The organism is Devosia sp. Soil_C_22 (assembly GCF_057657195.1).
This window is the reverse complement of sequence record NZ_JBDGIY010000001.1, coordinates 2,624,719-2,644,444: the sequence shown is the minus strand read 5'-3', so window position 1 is coordinate 2,644,444 and position 19,726 is coordinate 2,624,719. Positions and strand designations below refer to the sequence as shown.

Below are 19,726 nucleotides of genomic sequence, written 5' to 3'. Positions count from 1 at the left end.
GGCCCGAGGGCCGCCCGGTTCGCTGCAGGGATGAACAGCGATCAGGCGGTAGTCGTGGGGAACCGGGGTTCCCGCATGGAAGAAACGGGGAGCGTATTTGGGAATGCGCTTCGGCGATGGTCTGCCGAGATGCAATACGCTCCCCGTCCGGCACGTAACCTGTGGACGCAGTAGTTACGTGCCAACCGCATCCAGGTGCTGATTGCGCACCCAGAAACTCACGATGGCTGCCGCCTCGCGGCGGAAAGAATCGATATTGGCCTGCCGCTCGAACACGGCGTCGGCGCCGGCCGACAGGTAGACTTCGCGGGTCTCGCGCTCGAGGTTGGGCGCTAGGGCGCCGATCAACAGCGAGCGTCCGTCGCGCATGCCACGCAACCTGGTGATGAATTCCGGCGTCGCCGTCGAGGTCGACTTGAGATCGACGATGACCAGGCCGGGCAGGGTGGCCCTGTCATTGTCGAGCAGCTTGCCGATCTCGGTCGTCGCCATGGCTTCGCCGTCAAGCCAGCTCACCGAAGGAGCGCCGTGGGCGAGAAGCATCCGGATCATCAACCGGGCCGAATGAGAGTCGTCGTCGACCAACGCCATGAAGGGCTGGCCGGCACCAAAAGCGTCCATAATGGTTCCTTCTGCGGCACGCGTCCTGTGCTGCACTGGGCCGATAGCTCAAACGATAGTCGGTAACCCGCCGCGGGCGTCGGGCGCTGCCGATGCCTCGTTGCATCGGTTTGGGTGGCTCGGCGTATCTGCTCGAGCCGGAGCGCTGTGCTTAGCGACGGGCCGCATATGATGGTTCGATGACAGTCGCGATAGGCAACCCGGTGTAACCCGGCCGTAATGCCCCTTGCGATTAACATGTAAATCAAGGACGTTACGCGACGTCGGCAAGGGGGTGAGCGGGGTGTCGGAAGGGTTGCCATCTCGAGCCGAAATCGAGGCTGCGCTGGAGCGTATCCAGGCGTGGCCAGGTCTGGCGCGTTCTCCGCAATTGGCCAAGTTCCTCAAGTACATAGTGGACGCCAAGCTCGGCGGCAACGAGGCGGGCATCAAGGCCTACGCCATCGCCGTGGACGTGTTCGGGCGGCCGCAAAGCTTTGATCCGCAGACCGATCCGATCGTGCGGGTGCAGGCCCGGCGGCTGCGTTCCGCGCTCGAGGAATACTACACGGGCGAAGGCAGCAACGAGGCCGTCCGGTTTTACCTCCCGGTCGGACGCTACGTTCCCGAGATCGGTAGCCGGGACCCGGACAAGGCGGGTGAATCAGCTGTACCGGTGGAGACGTCATCGTCGTCGCCCATGCCGCCCGAGCCGAGGAGGTCGATCCTCTCGCAGCTCGACGACATCGTGTTGCTGGTGCTGCTGGTCGGCGTGGCGCTGGGCGTGGCGCTGGTGATGACCCAGGTGCTGGCGCCGCGGCCGTTGCGGTTGACGGTGCCGCAGCCACCGACGGTCGCGGTTGCCGAGTTCAGCACCGTGGGGACCAGCGATCGGCCGGCCGGGGTGGCGGGGCTGGCGGTCGAGCTGGTCACCGATCTCAACCTGTTTCCCTTCATCGATGCCGTCTACCTCCCACGGCTCGAGGTTGGTTCGGCGGCGCAGGTCGCCGTGCCGTTCGAGTTGTCCGGCATCGCACGCAGCGAGAGCGGGGCGGTGCAGGTGACCGCGAGTCTCAAGCGCGCGACTACCGACAGCGCCGTCTGGTCGATGACCCAGTCCGTCGATGCCGCAAACCTGTCGAGCAGCCTCGACGATCTGTCGCGCGGTTTCGCCGACCAGCTCGGCTCGCTCTACGGACCACTGCACGCCGATGCCGTGCAGTGGCTGGCGGCCAATCCGGACATTGCCGGCAACGAGTCCGACTATCTGTGCGGGCTGCTATTCGCGCTGCATCGGGGCAGCGCCGACCCGGCCACCGGCGAACGGGCCCGCACATGCGTCAACGCGGTGCTTGCGCGAAATCCGCTATCTGCCTCCGGGCTGGCGATCCGCGGATCGCTGCTGTTGGAGCAGGTCCTGCGACAGTCGCCGCTCGCCTCCGATCCAGAACCCATCGCCGAGGCGCGGCGCCTGTTGCAGGAGGCGTTGCGGCTGCTGCCGACCTCCAGCGCCAACTGGCGCGAGTATGGCGTCTTCCTTGCTGCCACGGGTCGTAATGGCGAGGCCCAGGCTGCGTTCAGTTCGGCGCTGCAACTCAATCCGGCCGATCTCGACGCGCTCGCCAGCTATGGATTGCTGCTGTCGCAGCGCAGCCAGTCGGAGCGGGGAGCGGCGCTTGCTGCCAGTGCGATCGTGCGGGCCACGACGGCGCCGTACTGGTATCACGAGGCTCCTGCGATCAATGCGCTGCGTGACGGCGAAAACGAGGCGGCTTTGCGTGAGGCGGCCCTGTTGGCTGCCGGCGATGCCGAGCTCGGCTCGGTGATCGCGGCCGTTGCGGCCCGCCGGCTCGGGGCGCAGGACGAGCTCAACCGCTCGATCGCGCAATTGCTCGAAGTCAGCCGGTTCCGGCGCTACGGAATCCTGGCGGTGCTGCGCCAGCGCCTGCCCGATGCCGAGCTCCGCGACGGGATCGTTGCCACGTTGATCGAGGCCGGCATCGATCAGGCGGCGCTCAACGGGCCGTACTGATGGTCAGTGGACGGCGGTCCTGGAGAATAGGTTGATGACGATCACGCCGGCCATGATGAGGCCCATGCCGATGATGGCGGGCAGGTCGAGCAGCTGCTTGTAGATCAGCCAGCCGGCCAGGGAGATCAAAACGATGCCGACTCCCGACCAAATGGCATAGGCGACGCCGACCGGCATGGTCCTGAGCGTCAGCGACAGGAAGTAGAAGGCGACGACATAGCCGGCGATCGAGATCGTCGAGGGCCAAAGCTGGGTGAAGCCTTCGGACGCGCGCAACGCGGTGGTCGCGATCACCTCGGCGATGATCGCGATGCCGAGATAGAGATAGGCGAGCATCACGGCTTGGCCGCTCCAAAGTACTGGTTGGCCAGCCGCACGAAGGCGGCGCCGCGCTCCTCGAAGTTCTTGAACACCTTGCCGGGCGTTTCGAGCTGTCCGTAGCTCGGCGCGCCGGGGGAGAGGATCACGGTGTCGAACTTGGCCCTGCGGCTCGCCAGGACCTTGAACGCGTCCTCGAGTGTGCCGGCCTCGACCACTTCGATCTCGGGCGCCGCCGCATAGGTCAGCGTCGCGAGGCGATCGCCGGTCACCGGCAGGCAGACGAGCAGGTTCACACCGCGCGGCGCGAGCAGTTGCGACAGCTCGGAATAGTCCTGGTGGCGCTCGTGGCCGCCGGCGATCAGCGCGATGCGGTTGTCGCGATAGGCGGCGAGCGCGGCCTTGGTCGCCTCGGGCGTGGTCGAGATCGAGTCGTTGACGAAGGTCACGCCGCCGATCTCATGCGCCTCGAGCCGGTGCGGCAGGGGTGTGAACCTGGCGATGCCACGGATCACGCCCTCGATATCGGCCCCGGCCTTCATTGCCACCTGCGCAGCGAGCATGGCGTTGTTGAGGTTGTGCTCGCCCTTCAGCCGCGAGCGGGCCACGGCGGTGGCGATGCGGTCGTGGAGGAAGGGCGCGAGCGGTGCGATGACGCGCTTGGGGTCGCGCAGCGCTTCGAGCACGAGCGGGTGATTATCGGCGCCGACCCCCAGCGCCACCGGGAAGGGGGCGTCGCGATCGATCAGGTTCAGCTTGTCGGCATAGTAGCGCTCGACCGTGCGGTGCCAGTCGGTGTGCTCGGGCGAAAGGTTTGTGATTGCAGCGATATCGGGCGTGAACGCGATGTCGGCGGTCTGGTAGCTCGACAGCTCGAACACCACGATCTTGTGCTTGTCGGCGATCTCCAGTGGGGCAAGTCCGACATTGCCGGCAAGGCCGGCATCGAGCCCCGACTCAACCAGCATCAGATGCACTAGGGTGGCGGTCGTCGATTTCCCCTTGGTGCCGGTAATCGCAATGACCTTGCGTCCCTCGCGATAGGCTTCGCCCCACAGGTTCAGGTTCGAGGTCACGGAAATTCCGGCCTCGCGCGCCATGGCGAAGATCGGCCGGTAGCGCGACACGCCCGGGCTCTTGACGATGGTCGAGAATAGCCGCGCCTCGACGGCCTGGGTGAGGTCGGCGGGGGCGATGAAGGTGGTATCGTCGATGTCGGCCTCGCCGCTGTCGACGGTCACGAACACCTTGGTGTGCGGGGACTTCGCCGCAATGAAGGCGCGGGTGGAGCGGGCCTCGCGGCCGGCGCCATAGAGCAGGACGGGTTCGTCAAAGCGCATGGGGGGCGACTCGCTCGAAGAGGTCCCTGGGGATGAGATGTTCTGGGCTATCGCTCATCAACTCGGCAAGAGCATCTTCGAGGCGCGCCTTGCCATACTGATTCAGCAGGTCGAGCTTGAGCATTGAAACGATTGGCTCATTTGCCCATGCCGGGCGCTCGGTGAGGGCGTAGAGACAGGCGGCCGCCTCCTCGATCTCACCCACGCATTCCCATGGCTTCTGGCCGGCAAGGCCGGTGAGCTCGCGGAAGGAGTGCTCGTGCGACGGCTGGGCCAGAAGGTTCTGGCCGAAGATGCCGATCAGCCGGTCCTTGTCCATCACCGGGGCGAAGATCAGGAAGACGAAATGACATTTCGGGCACTTGCCGCACCAGAGCGGGCCGGTGTGGCCGGCCAGTTTGAAGTTCTCGTTGCAGGACGAGAACACGTGGTCGAAGCGCTGGACCCGGGCGAATAGTCTGGCGATCTTCGCCTCGGAATACGGCCGTAGCAGCGAGAAGTAGCCCAGGCTACCGCCGGTCGCCCGGCTCAGGACATCGGCGATCAGCTTTTCGAAGTCGATCGACTTGGAATGCTGGTGGTTGGCCTCGCGGCCATCGAACTCGACATTGCCCTCGGAGGCCGAGCGCTCGTTGGAAAGCACGATCCGGTTGTAGGAGAACAGCAGGGCGGTCAGCGCCGCGATCATCGAGTTGATGGCGGTCGAGGGTACGTGGCCATTGTAATAGCCCGGCTCCTTGCCCAGCCGGATCATCTCGACGTCGAGCACGCGCCTGATGTAGAGAGGCGGCCGGCCAATCTTGTCGACCGAGCCGAGGATCGGGCCCTTGGCGTTTACCGCGAACGGGGTGAAGTCGATGCCGGCGGCTTCGAGCAGCTGCACGCTGACCAGCGAATCCTTGCCGCCGCCGATGGGCAGTAGCGCGCGGTCGCGCAGGGCGGGCGCCGTGGGGGCGGGGCCCGTGCCTTCGGCGGCCTCGATCTGGATCAGGCCGAAGCGCTTGAGATTGTTGCGGGCATAGAACTCGCCGAGCCCGTTCTCGTACACATCGAGCGCGAAGGTGTGCTCGAGCGTGGTCAGCGGGAAGGCAACCTGGATGCGGGTCGGCGCGCGCAACTTGAAGTAGCTGACGCCGAGGACGACAGCGGTCAGGCGCAGCAGCCTTGCAAAGGCGGCTGTGTCCGCCGCCGCGGCATCGCTGCCGGCGGGGAAGGTCAGCACCTCGGTGAACTGCAGCCCGTCGAGGCCATAGCCGAAGCTGGCGACCCCGGTGGCCGGGTCGAAGGCCGGTTCCTCGATGACGAAAGGTTCGGTCACGCTCAATAGATCCTGAGACTCAGGCGCAGCACTATATCGGTCGAGAGGCGCTGGAAGCCAAATTCGCGCAGCGTGCATTGCCAGGACGTACCCAGCCGCTGGATGTTGAACAGGTTGTAGCGCGCCGGATCGTGGCCGTCGCTCGCCCCCTGCGCGGCGCTTGCCGCGACGACGCCGACCACCGGCACGTCGCCGGTGGGGCCGGGGACGGCGTAGATCGAGGACTTGTGGGTGTGGCCGTGCAGGATCAGCTCCGCCCCGTGCTCGGCGATCACCTTGCGGAAGAGCTTTGCTCCGTAGAGGCCGAGGCGCGGGTGCGCCTGTTCCTGGTTGGGCGGGTGGTGGATCAGCACCACGCGGAAATAGCCGCCGTCGCCGAGCAGCTTCAGGCAGCGGGCGAGCCGTGCCGCCTGATCGGCGCCGAACTTGCCGATGGCCATCCAGGGGGGCGAGGGAACGGCACTGCTGCAGGAGATGACGGCAACCTCGCCGACGCGGCGCACGAAGGGGAAGGGGGAGGCATCGACCGTCTCGCCCTGCAGGTAGCCGTCCCAGCGCTCGAGCGCCCTGGCCAGCTGGCCTTTGACATAGGCATCGTGATTGCCGGGGGAGACGCAGACCCGCTCAGGCGGGCCGACCGTCTCGAGCCAGTTATGCGCGGTGTTGAGCTCGGCCTCGAGCCCGATGTTGACGAGGTCGCCGGTGATGGCGGTGATATCGGGATCCTGCTCGCGCATATGGTGCACGAGCTTGACCAGCCCGTCGCCGGCCAGCGCCCGCTCGCGCTTGATCTTCCAGTTGAGATAGCCGGTGATCCGCTTGTTCATCAGCTCCCGCGCCCGCACGGGCGGCATGGGCGCGAGGTGAATATCGGACATATGGGCGAGAGTTATCATTGGAGCGGGTAATGCCACGCGGTGCCCCGCATGGAAAAGGTCAAAATCGCGCTGTAGGTAGGTAGCGTCTTAAGTGAGTCACAGCCCATGCGCATGAGTCCCTGGCAGCGGGTCCGCACCTCGACCCACCTGTTCCTCGTCGGCGTCCGCCGCCGCATGGTGCTGGGCGCCCGGGCCATACTGGTCGATGGCGACCGCGTGCTGCTGCTGCGGCACACCTACATGCCCGGCTGGCATTTTCCCGGCGGCGGGGTCGAACCCGGCGAAACCGCGGAGGATGCGGCCCGGCGCGAGGCCGAGGAAGAAACCGGCCTGCGTATCGAGGGTCCGATGACCATGCTCGGGCTCTACCTGCAGAAGCACGAGGCCACCAACCGCGACCATGTCGCGGCCTTCGTGGGCCGGACGTTCACCGAGGTGAAGCCGTTCCGGCCTAATGGCGAGATCGCCGAAATCGGCTGGTTTCCGTTCGATGCCCTGCCGGAGAGCACCAATCCCGGCACGGCGCGCCGGGTGGCCGAAGTGGCAGCGGGCGCACAGGGCATCTCGGGGCTGTGGTGAGCGAGGGACGGACGCTCAGTTCGCCGCCCCCTCCTTCTGATGCGGTTTCTCGTCGCGCACGCCGAGCGCCACCTTGATGGCATCGAGAATGTTGAACAGCACTTCGATGGCATAGCCGACGACGAAGGCAACCGCCGCCTTGGAGAGGTTCTGCAGGACGCCGATCGCCTCCGCGGGCAGGAATGCGCCGGCCGTCGGGTTGGTGGGTGTCAGCCAGCCGATGGTGAGCCCCGCCACCAGGCCCAGCAGGATGCGCGGCCAATAGGCGTCGGCGTCCATCGGGGAGAGCGCCACGCTTTCCTGACGCACATTGGTGTCGCGGATAATGTAGACCGCCACACCCAGGAAGGCGCCGAGCATGGGAATGACGAAGTTCTCGAGGATGCGGTTGATGTTCTCCTGAATGTCCAGGAGAACCACGTTGTACACCTGGTACTGTTCGTTATCGGCCTCGAACGTGCCGAATTGGGGATCGGCGCCGAACCAGACCGGTAGAATAAGGGCGTAGCCGGTACGGATTTCCCCCTGAAGCTCCGCCAGCGCAAAGGTGACGAGGGTTCGTTGTCTGCTCAGCGCTTCGGGGGAAAGTGCGTCCGCGGTTTCCGCCGCACCGGCAGCCCCCGCTCCCTCCTGTGCCTCGCTGTTCGCCTGTCCATCCGGCGGTTGTGCCCTATCCAGTGCGGCCCGCGTGTTCTCGTATTGACCGAGAATGATGCGGTGCCGCTCCGCTATGTCGGCGCGGGTCTGGACGACGGCGGTCGATGTGAGGGACACATAGACGCCCAGCACGAAGGTGAGCACCAGGGCGGCGACGGCGGCGAAGCGTACGCGGCGCAACTTCTTGCCGGCCCTCGATTGCTGCTCGGTTTCCGTGCCGGAAATGGTGACGAAGTACCGGCTGTCGGCGATGGATTCCGCCGAGGCGGGGCGTGCGGCCTCGGACAGCTGCCCCAGTTGTCGCCACAGATCTGCTTCCAGCTGGACCGAATAGTCGCCGCTGGCGATGCGATCGGCGCCGGTCAGGTCGAGATTTGCTCCCTCCAGCTTCTTCCGGTCGCGCCGCGACAGGTATGAGACCAGGATGCGGACATCGTGCGCCGCCTTGGTCAGCAGCAGCGTTCCTGCTTCATCGGGCCCGGGCGATACCGGTGGCGACGTGCCGTTCTGGGGTGGTGGCGGGGGCGGAGGAACCGGTTCCTGCTCCTCGGCTGCGGGCGGCTCTTCTACGGCGACGAACTCTTCTGTGGGGGCAAGTTCCTCGCGATCCGGCGGTGGTGCCTCGCCGCCTGCATGGACCGGCGCGTTCGCCGCTGTCGCGCCGGCTTCCAGCGCATCGGGCTTGTCTCTGTCCTCTTGCTTCACGGATCGAGTACCTCGAACTGGATCTGACAGGCTCCATCGCTGAGACAGATCTGTTCGTTGGCCTGCCGCAACGTCAGCGTATAGGTCCCCGGCCTGACCAGCGTGTTGAAATTGACGTCGAACTGCCAGTCGAAATAGCCGCCCTTGAGAGCGGCCTCACCTGTCGCGGCGGCGATGTCGACGACCGGATTGCCGATATCGAGCAGGTACGACATCGTATGGTCGTCGCGGTCCTTGCGCAGCATGGCGGTGATCGGCTCGGCCGTTTTCCGCGACTGGAGATACTCCTCCGCCGCCTCCAGTCGCATGACGACCTGCACGCGCTGCACCGGGTAGCGGAATTTCGGACCCAGGCTTCCATCCAGTGGGGGACAATTGCTCCCCATGGGAAACAGGCCGTACTCGCCGATGACGAGGCGGTCGACGACACGCGGCTTGCTGCCGTCAGGGACATCGCACCAGTTGTCGGCCGAAGCGTTGCCTGCTGCCAGCACGCTCAGAGCAGCAAAATGAAGTGCTGCCAGACCGGCCACTACTGCCGCGCGCAAGGGCAGGACTGGCCAACTCGAAGAACCGTGCATTGTTATTGCATCTTTTCAGATGTCGACCTGATGGAACGAAACATTGGCATGTCGAGGTCGAACCTACTATTCAGATCAGATCGTACTGAATACTACTTACGGGACGACAGCCGGCGGCCAGCAGTGAGGGGTTAGCTCGACGATCCTGCCTCACAATCACCATCAGTGAACCGTAGCGAGTCCGGTGTCCAAGTCCGTGCGCGCCAAATCGGAGACACGGTCCTTGAAATGTGCGGCAGGGCCTACAATTTGCGTGGACGCGCCGCGCGGCATGATGCTAAGGCGCAATTCAGGCGTCAGGAGGCGCCCAGGCGAATGAAGGCTTTCTACGTGACCCGACGACCGTAAGCGGTTGATCCCGCCGGCACCCTGTGCTGCCCGGCACGTATGTCCTCGTCCCCTCTAGTCCTGGACTTCAGTCACATGATTGCGTCTTCGTCCTCCGTCGCTGTCGAGGCTGCGCCTGTCGCCCTCGGCCAGCCCACCGTCCGTTTCGCCACGCCTGACGACGAGCAATTCGTCGAGGACCTGCAGGCCCTGGCCTTCGGGCCGGGGCGCTTCGCCCGCACCGCCTTCCGGGTGCGCGAGCGCTTCCCGATCGATCCGACGCTGAGCCTCATCGCCGAAGTGAACGGCAAGGCCTGCGGCGCGGTGTGGATGACCCCGGTCAGCATTGGCGGCATCGATGGCTACATGCTCGGCCCGCTGGCCACGCACCCCGATTTCCGCCGCCGCGGCGCCGGCAAGCTGCTGGCGCGGGAAGTGACGCGCATTGCGCTCGAGCGCGGCGAAGGCCAGTTCGTGATGCTGGTGGGTGACCGCGACTATTACTGCCCGCTCGGCTGGGTGCCGACCGAACTGGGCGCGGTGGAATTCCCCGGCCCGGTCGATCCCACGCGCGTGCTGGTCTACTCGGCCGACCAGACCATGCCGTTCCGGCTCAAGGGGCCGATCAAGGCGTTCGGCGCCGGCAGCCAGTCCTAAGCTCAGGAAGCCGCTGGCCTTTCGAGCCGGGTCTCTGATAGCGGTTAGGCGTGGTGGACGACAACGCACTTATCGACCGTATCTCGGGCCGGCTGCTGGCAGAGCCGCAGCCGGTCGGGATGGCTTCCGGCCTCGCGCCGGACTGGGTTCCCGACATTCCGCCGGGCCGCCCTCCGGTCGAGGCAGCGGTGCTGATCGCATTGGTGCGCCGGGCCGAGGGGATGGCGGTGCTCTATACCGAACGCTCGCCCGATTTGCGCTCGCATTCGGGGCAGATCGCATTTCCGGGCGGCAAGGTGGATCCCACCGACCGCGATGCGGCCGATGCGGCGCTGCGCGAGGCATGGGAAGAGGTGAGCCTCGAGCGCGCCGATGCGCGCGTGCTGGGCTATCTGCCGCTCTACTATACCGGCACCAATTACCTGATCACGCCGGTGGTGGCGGTGGTGGAGCCTTCGGGGCCGTTCATCCCCAATCCCGGCGAAGTGCGCTCGGTGTTCGAGGTGCCGCTCGACTACCTGCTCGAGCCCGGGAGCTTCTCGACCTTCCGCATCCAGAGGAATGGCCGAGAGCACAGTACGTGGCAAATCGTGCATAGTGGGCTTGTCATCTGGGGGATTACCGCGAACCTTACACGCCAGTTCTACGAACTGGCGCTGCGCCCGGAGACTGGTTGAGTACGATCGAGGACATTGTCGGCCGGCTGAAGCGGGCCGAATGGCTGATGCGGCCCGAAACGCAGCGCATCCTGGCGCTGCTCGACGGCCCGGACGGACGGACCCGCGCCGTCGGCGGCATTGTCCGCGACACCTTGCTCGATCTGCCCCGCGACGCCTCCGATGTCGATATCGCCACCGAGCTCACGCCCGACGAGGTATCGCTGCGGGCAGGGCGGGCCGGGCTTTCGGTCTACCCCACTGGTATCGAGCATGGCACGGTGACGCTGCGGGTCGGCTCGCTGACCGCCGAGGTGACGACGCTGCGCGAGGATGTCGAAACCGACGGGCGGCATGCGGTGGTGCGGTTCGGCACCGACTGGTCGCGCGACGCGGCGCGGCGCGATTTCACCCTCAATGCGCTCTATGCCGATATGGACGGCACACTGTTCGACCCGCTGCACGGGCTCGACGACTGCCTCAACCACAAGGTGCGCTTCATTGGCGATGCCGGCCAGCGCATCGCGGAGGACCGGCTGCGGGTCTACCGCTTCTTCCGGTTCTCGGCGAGCCACGCGCAGGAGCAGTTCGACGCGGACGGGTTGGCGGCTTGCGCGGCGGCGGCGGGGACGCTCGATCGGCTCGCGGCCGAGCGGGTGGGCGCCGAGATGCGGCGCATGCTGGAACTGCCGCACATAGCGCGGACACTCCGGGCGATGAACGAGGCGAAGATTCTGGCGCTGCCCGGCGATACGATCGAACTGCTGCACAGCTACGAGCGGCGAGCGCGGCGGCCGGAACTGGCGGCGCGCCTCGCGATCCTGGTGCGGGCGCTGGGCGGCGAGGCGCTGCAGCAGATGTGGCGGCTTTCGAACGACGATATTCGCACAGCCGAGACGACGCTCGCAGCGGCGCGGCTAATCGGCGATTTCGCGTTGAATGAGGCGGCCTACCGCTATCCGGCCATGCTGGCGGACGCGATCGAGGTCGCCGCGACGCTGTCGAACTGGACCGATGCGGGCCGGCAGGCCGTGCTCGACCAGTTGCAGCGCTCGGCTGTGCCGACCTTCCCGCTCAACGGGACCGACCTGTTGGTCGCCGGGCTCAAGCCCGGACGGGCGCTGGGCATCGAGCTCGAGCGGCTGGAGCGGGCCTGGATCGACAGCGGCTTCGCGCTGGACCGAAGCGCGCTGCTGGCCATGGTGCGGCCGATCTGATGACAGCCGAGCAGTACAGGTTCCGCAAGGTGACGTTGGGCGACCTGCCGCTGCTGACGACCTGGCGGGCGAACCCGCATGTCCGTGAATGGTGGGACCCGGACGGGTCATACGACGCGGATGACCTGGCCGATCCTCGGGTCGCGCGCTGGATTGTCTCGATCGCCGGAAGGCCGTTCGCCTTCATGCAGGACTACGCGGTCCACGGCTGGGAAGAACATCACTTCGCCGGGCTTCCCGAGGGATCGCGAGGAATCGACCAGTATATCGGCGAGCCCGAAATGATCGGTGTCGGGCATGGCTCGGCGTTCATCGGGGCAAGGATGCGGGTTCTCTTCGATGCGGGCGTACCCGTCATCGGAACCGATCCTCACCCGGCCAACGAGCGGGCGATTGCTGTCTACAAGAAGCTGGGCTTCGAGCCGGCCGGACCGCCGCGAGAGACGCGGTGGGGCCTGATCCTGCCCATGCATGCGAAGCGGTAGGCGACATCGTTGCTTCGGCCGCATCGGAGACGCGGCCGGCTGTATGTAACGAGTTGCTTGCTGTGCGCGAGCTAGTGCACCGACTCGTTCTTTTCGTGGATGCGGGCCTGGATGGCTTCGATCATCCGCGGCCGGATTTCCTCTTCGTCGTGAACGGAGCGCAGGTGTTCGGCGGAGCGGCGCACCAGCTCGGCGCTGTCCTCGGCTTCGGCATGCCAGGGGCAACCGGGAACGAGGCATTCAACGGATTTCATCTCTGATCCTCCATTGTTGCGGACGGCTTCATCCAACCGGAACAATGGGGCAGGGCCGGGGCAGTTCCGTCTCAGTCGTCCTCGAATACACCCAGCCGGGACATGCCGCGGATCATCGTGCCGTCATCGGTGCGGATGACTTCGCGCGGCGTGGCGCCGCTCTCGGCGGCAATGGCGTCGGCCAGCGGCTGCGAGTGAGTGACGACCCAGAGCTGCGCCCTTTCCGCAGCCTTCACGATCGTGCGCGCCAGGGCCGGCAGCAGGCTCGGGTGCAGGCTGGTTTCGGGCTCGTTCAGCGCGATGAAGGGCGGCAGGCGATACGAGAGCAGGGCTCCCATCAGCGCCATGAACTGGAGCGTGCCGTCGGACAGCTCATGGGCCCAGAAGGTACGCTTGGGCGTTTCCGGAAAGATCAGGCCGAAGGTCGAGAACTCTCCCGGCTCGGGAACCACCAGTTCGGCGCCGGGGAAAGCGAGATCGATGGCGGCATCGAGGTCAGTCGTGTCGTGCCTGATATGGCGCAACGTGGCGAAAGTGGCCGCCAGGTTGGAGCCATCCGAGGTAAGGAGAGGCGAGGTGATGGCGCGGCTGGGCCGGCGCAGCGCGGAGTCGGCGTCGGTGCGGAAGCCATGGAAGAAGCGCCAGTTGCTCAGCTCCTGGCGGACTACGGCGATCTCGGGGTAACCGCCGCGAACGGTGGACAGGGCTGTCTCGCTGGCCAGCGCCCGTTCGTCGACGACCTCGCGCTCGCCATCGGCGCCGCGCGCCCACACAGCCGGACCGGTGCGCTCGAGCAGGCGGACGTCGCGCTTGCCGGAGCGAATGTCGAGATACTCGTGCTTGATCTGCGCCTCGCCAGCGAAGGCGGCGTCGTATTTCGACGGAAAGCCAAGGGCGATGCCGTATGTCGGCGCGAAGTCGTCGATCTCGAGGCGCGCCTCGAGTTCGACGCGCGGGCCACCCTCGTGCTTGCGGTAGCCGTCGGTGCGATACATCGGATCGAACTTGCCGTCGTCGCTGAGATTCCTGCCGCCCGCCCAGAGGACCGAGGCGAGGCCGCCCTCGCGGGCGATTTCATCGGCGAGGCTACCGCGTGCGGCGGCATGCAGAAGCTCAATCGAGCGGTAGAGGTTGGTCTTGCCGACCCCGTTACCGCCGATCAGCACCGTGAGCTGGCGGAGCGGCAGGCTCAGCTTCCTGACCGAACGAAATCCCTTGATGTCGACTCTGGTCAGGGTCACGCAGGCCTCCTACGGCCACTTCACCGCGGGGGGCATGGAAGAGAGGATGGCCTTGATGTTGCCGCCGGTCTTCAGCCCGAACGTGGTGCCGCGGTCGTAGAGCAGGTTGAACTCGACATAGCGCCCGCGGCGGACCAGCTGCTCCTCGCGATCGGCGTCGGTCCACGGCGTCTCGAAATTGCGGCGGGCGAGGCGGGGGTAGACGTCGAGAAAGGCGCGGCCGACATCCTGGGTGAAGGCGAAGTCGTTGTCCCAGTCGCCGGAATTGTGGCCGTCGTAGAAGATGCCGCCAATGCCGCGCGGCTCCTGCCGGTGCGGCAGGTGGAAATAGTCGTCGCACCATTTCTTGTAGCGCGGGTAGTCGGCGCCATGCGCTGCGCAGGCGGCGCGGTAGGCGGCGTGGAAATCGATCGAGTCGGGATCGTCCTGAGTGCGGCGCCGGTCGAGCACGGGGGTGAGGTCGCCGCCGCCGCCGAACCACCATTTGCCGGTGACGATCATGCGCGTGTTCATATGCGCGGCCGGCACGTTCGGGTTCCAGGGGTGGATGATCACCGAGACGCCGGCGCTCCAGAACTCGGCACCTGCCTCGGTGTGCGGCATCTGCTTAGCGAACTCCTCGGAGAATTTGCCGTGCACCACCGAGATATGGACACCGGCCTTCTCGAACACGCGGCCGTGCAGCATTCCCATTTCGCCGCCACCACCATCGGCGCGCGACCACGGCTCGATCTCGAACTTGCCCGGCGGCTGGTCGGCGCGCGGACCGGTCACCTCGGCTTCGACCGCTTCGAGCTCGGCACAGAGCTGGTCGCGAAACTCACGAAACCAGTCGGCGGCGCGTTGCTGCTTTGATTCAATATCGGCGGGTAAGGTCATGTCAGTCCTGCAAATCCATTGGTCTGGCGCATCGCCTCGCCCAGTATCAGCGTTGCGGCGACGGCGACATTGATCGAGCGCAAACCCGTGCGCATCGGAATGCGGACGCGCAGGTCGGCCGCGACGGCGACAGGCTCGGGAACGCCGGCGCTCTCGCGGCCGAGCATCAGGATGTCGCCATCGGCGTAGTCGGCGGCATAAGCCGACGTGCTCGCCTTGGTGGTGAGGAGCACGAGTCGCCGGCCGCTTGCCGCCCGCCAGTGCTCGAAGGCCGCGTAGTCATCATGCTCGAGATAGTCGGCATGCTCGAGATAGTCGAGGGCGGCGCGCCTCAGCGTGGTGGCTGAAAAGGCGAAGCCGGTTGGATGGATGATATGCACCCGCACGCCGAGGCAAGCGCCGAGGCGGAGCAGGGTGCCGGTATTCTGCGCGATGTCGGGCTGGTAGAGCGCCAGGTCGATGGTCATTATTGCTGACCTTTTTGGTAAGCTTTTCGTCCGCTTGCTGGCGGTTGCTATAGTGTCGCAGCGGGGGAAAGTCATCCTCCGTGCGGCTGGACAAGCCGCCATGACAGTGCCAAAAGAACGCCCAAATCGCGCCTCCCGGGCGGGGTCTGGCTTTGGCCGTGCGGGCCTAGCGAAACCGGGGCGCGATCAAGGCACAATAGACGGAAGCTTACCTTGGCGACGCAATCCAATTTGGCACATCCGGAAGGTCCCCAGTCGGGACGCCGCGATTTCCTTTATATCGCGGCCGGAGCCGTCGGCGCGGTCGGCGTGGCGGGAGTCGCCTGGCCGCTGATCAACCAGCTCAACCCGGATCGGTCGGTGCTGGCGCTGGCCAGCATCGAGTTCGACCTGTCGGGCATCGAGGAAGGCCAGTCCGTCACCATCAAGTGGCGCGGCCTGCCGGTATTCGTGCGGCATCGCACGCAGGCCGAGATCGACGAGGCCAAGGCCGTGCCGCTTTCCGATCTCAAGGATCCCGAGACCGACGAGCAGCGCACCAAGCCCGGCCACGAGCAGTGGCTGATCATGATCGCCAACTGCACGCACCTGGGCTGCGTGCCGGTAGGCGAGTCGGGCGATTTCGACGGCTGGTTCTGCCCCTGCCACGGCTCGCACTACGATTCGGCGGGCCGCATCCGCAAGGGTCCGGCGCCCAAGAACCTGGTGCTGCCGCCCTATGAGTTCGTGTCCGACACGCTCGTGCAGATCGGCTAAGGGGGAGCGAGAACCATGGCACACGAATCCAGCTACGTTCCCGGTACCGCCATCGAAAAATGGCTCGACGACCGCCTGCCGATCATCCGGTGGTCCAAAGAGCATCTGATGGACTACCCCACCCCGAAGAACCTCAACTACTGGTGGACCTTCGGCGCTATCCTCGCCTTCATGCTCGGTGTGCAGATCGTCACCGGTATCGTGCTGGCGATGCACTATACGCCGCACGTCTCGCTCGCCTTCGACTCGGTGGAGCATATCCGCCGTGACGTGAATGGCGGCCGCATCATCCAGGCCGTGCATGCGACCGGCGCGTCGATGTTCTTCGCCGCCGTCTACATTCACATGTTCCGCGGCCTGTTCTTCGGCTCGTACAAGGCGCCGCGCGAGATCCTGTGGATCCTGGGCGTGCTCATTTTCGTGCTGATGGTGACCACCGCCTTCATGGGCTACGTGCTGCCGTGGGGCCAGATGAGCTTCTGGGCCGCGACGGTGATTACCAACATCATCGGCGCCGTGCCGGTGGTGGGCAACCCGATCCTCGAGCTGCTGCGCGGCGGCTTCGCCGTCGACAACGCCACGCTCAACCGCTTCTTCTCGCTGCACTACCTGCTGCCGTTCGTCATCGCGGCGGTCGTGGTGCTGCACATCTGGGCGCTGCACGTGCCGGGCAACAACAACCCGATCGGCGTCGAGGTGAAGTCCTCGCGCGAGACCGTGCCCTTCCATCCGTACTACACGATGAAGGACCTGTTCGCGGTGGTCGTGTTCTGCATCCCGTTCGCCTGGTTCGTGTTCTTTGCGCCCGATATTCTGGGCCACCCCGACAACTACATCATGGCCAACAGCCAGGTGACGCCGGCCCATATCGTGCCGGAATGGTATTTCCTGCCGTTCTACGCGATCCTGCGCGCCATCGACTTCAACATCCTGTTCATCGACAGCAAGCTGGGCGGCGTCATCTTCTTTGCCGGCGCGATCCTGGTGCTGTTCGTGGTGCCGTGGCTCGATACCTCCAAGGTCCGCTCGGGCTCGTTCCGCCCGATCTTCAAGTGGTTCTACTGGCTGTTCGTCGCCAACTTCATCATGCTGGCCTATCTGGGCGCGGCGCCGGCGGAAGGCATCTACGTGCTGCTCTCCAAGATCTGCACGGCCTACTATTTCGCCTATTTCCTCGTCGTGCTGCCGCTGCTGGGCCGGTTCGAAACGCCCAAGCCGCTGCCGGCCTCGATTTCCGAAGCGGTGCTCGCCAAGCACCACGCACCCGCAGCGGCCCAGCCGGCTGCGGCTGCCACGACGACGCACTGACATCCCGGGGCCCAACGCCAATGACCAAGACCAAAAGCATTATCGGCGCCCTGCTGATGGGCCTCCTGCTCGCTGCTCCCGCGGCGGCGCAGGAAGGTAGCCACGCCACCCCGGAAATCCAGAAGGAATCATGGAGTTTCGCGGGTCCGTTCGGTACCTATGACGAGAACCAGCTGCGCCGCGGCTTCCAGGTCTTCCGCGAAGTCTGCTCGAGCTGCCATTCGGCGCGCCTCCTGGCGTTCCGTAACCTGGGCGAGCCGGGCGGCCCGTCCTTCACCGAAGGCCAGGTCAAGGCGCTGGCGGCGGAATACGAGGTCAACGACCCCGAGGCCGAGGGCGGCCGTCGCGCTGCCGTGCCGGCCGATCGCTGGCCGTCGCCCTTCGCCAACGACCAGGAAGCCCGCGACGCCAATGGCGGCGCCATTCCGCCGGACTTCTCGGTCATCGCCAAGGCGCGCGGCACCACCCAGCCGTTCCCGTGGTGGATCCTGAACTACTTCACGCCCTATGCCGAAGGCGGCCCGGACTATATCCACGCGCTGCTCAACGGCTACGAGGAGACGCCGCCGGAAGGCACCGAGATCCCCGAGGGCAAGTACTACAACCACTACTTCCCGGGCCACGCCATCGGCATGGCGCCGCCGCTCAGCGACGGTTCGATCACCTACGAAGAGGGGGAGACCGGCACCGTGCCGCTGACGCTCGACCAGTACTCGCGCGACGTTTCTGCTTTCCTGATGTGGATGGCCGAGCCGCACCTGGTGGAACGCAAGGAAGCCGGCCTTCGGGTCATCGCCTTCCTGCTGCTGTTCGCCGGCATCATGTGGTTCGTCAAGCAGAAGCTTTGGTCGCGGGTCGAGCACTAGAAGCGCTTCACGCTCGGAGTGAGGCAGCGCCTCACCCACGATGTCATTCCCGCGAAGGCGGGAACCCAGTCGGGCACCGAGCGTGCGGCGCTGGATCCCCGCCTTCGCGGGGATGACACCGGAGCTTGCGATCGCTTCGAATGTGAAACGCTGCAGACTCGGTACTGCATACGGTTCAAAGGGCCCCGCGGGGCCCTTTGTCATTTTGCAGCCTTGTGACTTGCGGCGCGGGCGCACCTCGCCGATATTGAGCGCACCAACCGGGGAGGTCCGAGCATGTCCATTCTGCGTACTGCCCTCACCGCGGCGGCACTGGCCCGGCGCGTGGCGACGCACCCGGTGGTTCTGGCGGCAGCGCCGATGATCCTCAATCCCAAGGTGCAGGCGGCCGCCCGCGAGGCGACGCTCACCGGCGCCTACAAGGCGGGCCAGCTGGCGCGCAAGATCGTCGACAGCACGAAGAAGGCGAATAGCCAGTAGTGAATAGCGAATAGGGGTTCCGGGACTGGACGCGCACCCCTACAAGTCTATTCGCTACTCACCATTCGCTATTCGCTCCCATGCTCGACCTGAAATCGCTCGTCCGCTCCATCCCCGACTATCCCAAGAAGGGGATCCTGTTCCGCGACATCACCACGCTGATCGAGGACCCCCAGGGGTTCAGGGAAAGCATCGATCGGCTGGCGCAGCGGCATGCCGGGCTGGGCATCACGCATGTTGCCGGCATCGAGGCGCGCGGCTTCATCTTCGGGGCGGGGGTCGCCATCGCCATGGGCGTGGGCTTCATCCCGATCCGCAAGAAGGGCAAGCTGCCCGGCGAGACGATCGGGCAGAACTATGCGCTCGAGTATGGCGTCGATACGATCGAGATCCATGCCGACGTGATCGGCGCCGGCGACAAGGTGCTGCTGATCGACGATCTGATCGCTACCGGCGGCACGGCGCTGGCAGCGGTGTCGCTGCTGCGGCGCACCGGGGCCGAGGTCGGCAATTCGGGGTTCGTGATCGACCTGTTCGACCTGGGCGGGGCTGAGAAGCTGCGCGGCGCGGGGGTGCAGGTCGAAGCGCTGATTCCGTTCGAGGGGCACTGAGGGCGGGGCCGCTTCGGTCGGAGCGGGGGGCAACCCCCACCCACCCGCTCCGCGGGTCCCCCCTCCCCACAAGGGGGAGGGAGTCCCGACTGCGAGCTCCGAGCGTGAGGTTGCCCGCGATTTCCCTCCCCTTGATGGGGAGGGGGGACCCGCGGAGCGGGTGGGTGGGGTGGGGCCACAACCACTGCTCCCACGTCAGGAGGCGGCAGCCGTACTGACCGCCGCCCCGTCTTCAACTCCGCTTCAGCAAATCCGGCAGCTGCACGAAGCCCGCTCGCTCCGGCGTTGCTTGGTGCCCCGTCGCCGGCAACCTTCGCACCGGCTGGAACGGGTTGCGAGTCGGCTTGTTGCCGCCCCAGTTGCCGGTCTTGACCGGGGTAGGGCGCTGGTAGGTCATGAATTTAGGCATGAGCAATCTCCTTGCCCGCCACGGCGTTCAAGCGCATGGCGAAGCCAATGAGCGACGTACGGCGCAAAGGCCGCGGGGTCGCGTTCAACGATCAGGGTGAGTGGA

The 19,726-nt window shown here is 65.9% G+C and carries 23 protein-coding genes; 11 read left to right on the top strand and 12 right to left on the bottom strand.

Annotation, left to right across the window (positions count from 1 at the left end; genetic code table 11):
- Positions 1 to 174: 174 nt before the first annotated feature.
- Positions 175 to 621, bottom strand: coding sequence for a hypothetical protein (locus AC3A6I_RS12925; RefSeq protein ID WP_487544124.1), 447 nt, complete (start codon positions 619 to 621; stop codon positions 175 to 177).
- A gap of 370 nt (positions 622 to 991) precedes the next feature.
- On the opposite strand from AC3A6I_RS12925, the gene AC3A6I_RS12920 reads away from it, so the two are divergent.
- Positions 992 to 2,632 carry a hypothetical protein gene (locus tag AC3A6I_RS12920; protein WP_487544123.1) on the top strand — a complete coding sequence of 547 codons (1,641 nt, stop codon included), beginning with the start codon at positions 992 to 994 and terminating at the stop codon, positions 2,630 to 2,632.
- Between the two features lie 3 nt (positions 2,633 to 2,635).
- Here the strand turns inward: AC3A6I_RS12920 and AC3A6I_RS12915 are convergent, their stop codons facing one another.
- Genes AC3A6I_RS12915 through AC3A6I_RS12900 form a run of 4 tightly spaced genes read right to left on the bottom strand, consistent with a single transcriptional unit; the run spans position 2,636 to position 6,486 of the window.
- Positions 2,636 to 2,968, bottom strand: a complete 333-nt coding sequence (locus AC3A6I_RS12915) for an SMR family transporter (protein WP_487545023.1) — start codon at positions 2,966 to 2,968, stop codon at positions 2,636 to 2,638.
- Positions 2,968 to 4,290 carry a UDP-N-acetylmuramoyl-L-alanine--D-glutamate ligase gene (gene murD, locus AC3A6I_RS12910; RefSeq protein ID WP_487544122.1) on the bottom strand — a complete coding sequence of 441 codons (1,323 nt, stop codon included), beginning with the start codon at positions 4,288 to 4,290 and terminating at the stop codon, positions 2,968 to 2,970. Before murD ends, AC3A6I_RS12915 begins: the two co-directional genes overlap by 1 nt.
- Complete coding sequence (locus AC3A6I_RS12905) at positions 4,280 to 5,608, bottom strand: MurL-like N-terminal domain-containing (protein ID WP_487544121.1); 1,329 nt, start codon at positions 5,606 to 5,608, stop codon at positions 4,280 to 4,282. Before AC3A6I_RS12905 ends, murD begins: the two co-directional genes overlap by 11 nt.
- Positions 5,609 to 5,610: 2 nt before the next feature.
- Entirely contained in the window at positions 5,611 to 6,486 is an 876-nt protein-coding gene (locus AC3A6I_RS12900) for a metallophosphoesterase family protein (RefSeq protein WP_487544120.1), read from the bottom strand.
- Positions 6,487 to 6,591: 105 nt separating this feature from the next.
- Between AC3A6I_RS12900 and AC3A6I_RS12895 the strand changes: the two genes are divergently transcribed.
- Complete coding sequence (locus AC3A6I_RS12895) at positions 6,592 to 7,065, top strand: NUDIX domain-containing protein (protein WP_487544119.1); 474 nt, start codon at positions 6,592 to 6,594, stop codon at positions 7,063 to 7,065.
- A gap of 15 nt (positions 7,066 to 7,080) precedes the next feature.
- Here AC3A6I_RS12895 and AC3A6I_RS12890 read toward each other — a convergent pair whose 3' ends face one another.
- A complete protein-coding gene (locus tag AC3A6I_RS12890) occupies positions 7,081 to 8,427 on the bottom strand; it encodes a hypothetical protein (RefSeq protein WP_487544118.1) in 1,347 nt (448 codons plus the stop codon).
- The gene (locus AC3A6I_RS12885) at positions 8,424 to 8,960 is read right to left on the bottom strand and encodes a hypothetical protein (RefSeq protein ID WP_487544117.1); all 537 of its coding nucleotides are present in this window, start codon (positions 8,958 to 8,960) and stop codon (positions 8,424 to 8,426) included. Before AC3A6I_RS12885 ends, AC3A6I_RS12890 begins: the two co-directional genes overlap by 4 nt.
- 471 nt (positions 8,961 to 9,431) lie before the next feature.
- On the opposite strand from AC3A6I_RS12885, the gene AC3A6I_RS12880 reads away from it, so the two are divergent.
- From AC3A6I_RS12880 to AC3A6I_RS12865, 4 genes are read left to right on the top strand one after another with little or no spacing between them, the layout of a single operon-like run.
- Entirely contained in the window at positions 9,432 to 9,992 is a 561-nt protein-coding gene (locus tag AC3A6I_RS12880) for a GNAT family N-acetyltransferase (protein WP_487544116.1), read from the top strand.
- 53 nt (positions 9,993 to 10,045) lie between these two features.
- Positions 10,046 to 10,669, top strand: a complete 624-nt coding sequence (locus AC3A6I_RS12875) for a CoA pyrophosphatase (RefSeq protein WP_487544115.1) — start codon at positions 10,046 to 10,048, stop codon at positions 10,667 to 10,669.
- On the top strand, positions 10,666 to 11,865 hold the full coding sequence (locus AC3A6I_RS12870) for a CCA tRNA nucleotidyltransferase (RefSeq protein ID WP_487544114.1): 1,200 nt from the start codon (positions 10,666 to 10,668) through the stop codon (positions 11,863 to 11,865). The genes AC3A6I_RS12875 and AC3A6I_RS12870 overlap by 4 nt, the downstream gene beginning before the upstream one ends.
- Positions 11,865 to 12,350, top strand: coding sequence for a GNAT family N-acetyltransferase (locus tag AC3A6I_RS12865; protein ID WP_487544113.1), 486 nt, complete (start codon positions 11,865 to 11,867; stop codon positions 12,348 to 12,350). Before AC3A6I_RS12870 ends, AC3A6I_RS12865 begins: the two co-directional genes overlap by 1 nt.
- Before the next feature lie 71 nt (positions 12,351 to 12,421).
- Here the strand turns inward: AC3A6I_RS12865 and AC3A6I_RS12860 are convergent, their stop codons facing one another.
- From AC3A6I_RS12860 to AC3A6I_RS12845, 4 genes are all read right to left on the bottom strand, one after another.
- Entirely contained in the window at positions 12,422 to 12,604 is a 183-nt protein-coding gene (locus AC3A6I_RS12860; protein WP_487544112.1) for a DUF1059 domain-containing protein, read from the bottom strand.
- A gap of 71 nt (positions 12,605 to 12,675) precedes the next feature.
- Positions 12,676 to 13,845, bottom strand: a complete 1,170-nt coding sequence (locus AC3A6I_RS12855; protein WP_487544111.1) for an AAA family ATPase — start codon at positions 13,843 to 13,845, stop codon at positions 12,676 to 12,678.
- 9 nt (positions 13,846 to 13,854) lie between these two features.
- On the bottom strand, positions 13,855 to 14,724 hold the full coding sequence (gene hemF / locus AC3A6I_RS12850) for an oxygen-dependent coproporphyrinogen oxidase (RefSeq protein ID WP_487544110.1): 870 nt from the start codon (positions 14,722 to 14,724) through the stop codon (positions 13,855 to 13,857).
- Positions 14,721 to 15,185: a tRNA (cytidine(34)-2'-O)-methyltransferase gene (locus AC3A6I_RS12845; RefSeq protein ID WP_487545022.1), complete on the bottom strand. Its 465-nt coding sequence runs from the start codon at positions 15,183 to 15,185 to the stop codon at positions 14,721 to 14,723. The genes hemF and AC3A6I_RS12845 overlap by 4 nt, the downstream gene beginning before the upstream one ends.
- A 237-nt stretch (positions 15,186 to 15,422) precedes the next feature.
- On the opposite strand from AC3A6I_RS12845, the gene petA reads away from it, so the two are divergent.
- The 5 genes from petA to AC3A6I_RS12820 all read left to right on the top strand — a co-directional run bounded on the left by petA (position 15,423) and on the right by AC3A6I_RS12820 (position 19,212).
- Entirely contained in the window at positions 15,423 to 15,947 is a 525-nt protein-coding gene (petA, locus tag AC3A6I_RS12840) for a ubiquinol-cytochrome c reductase iron-sulfur subunit (RefSeq protein ID WP_487545021.1), read from the top strand.
- Between the two features lie 15 nt (positions 15,948 to 15,962).
- The gene (locus AC3A6I_RS12835; RefSeq protein WP_487544109.1) at positions 15,963 to 17,255 is read left to right on the top strand and encodes a cytochrome b; all 1,293 of its coding nucleotides are present in this window, start codon (positions 15,963 to 15,965) and stop codon (positions 17,253 to 17,255) included.
- Between the two features lie 20 nt (positions 17,256 to 17,275).
- Positions 17,276 to 18,121, top strand: a complete 846-nt coding sequence (locus AC3A6I_RS12830; RefSeq protein WP_487544108.1) for a cytochrome c1 — start codon at positions 17,276 to 17,278, stop codon at positions 18,119 to 18,121.
- 276 nt (positions 18,122 to 18,397) lie between these two features.
- Entirely contained in the window at positions 18,398 to 18,601 is a 204-nt protein-coding gene (locus AC3A6I_RS12825; RefSeq protein WP_487544107.1) for a hypothetical protein, read from the top strand.
- Between the two features lie 80 nt (positions 18,602 to 18,681).
- Entirely contained in the window at positions 18,682 to 19,212 is a 531-nt protein-coding gene (locus AC3A6I_RS12820; RefSeq protein ID WP_487544106.1) for an adenine phosphoribosyltransferase, read from the top strand.
- Between the two features lie 232 nt (positions 19,213 to 19,444).
- Here the strand turns inward: AC3A6I_RS12820 and AC3A6I_RS12815 are convergent, their stop codons facing one another.
- A complete protein-coding gene (locus AC3A6I_RS12815; protein ID WP_487544105.1) occupies positions 19,445 to 19,621 on the bottom strand; it encodes a hypothetical protein in 177 nt (58 codons plus the stop codon).
- Positions 19,622 to 19,726 lie beyond the last annotated feature (105 nt).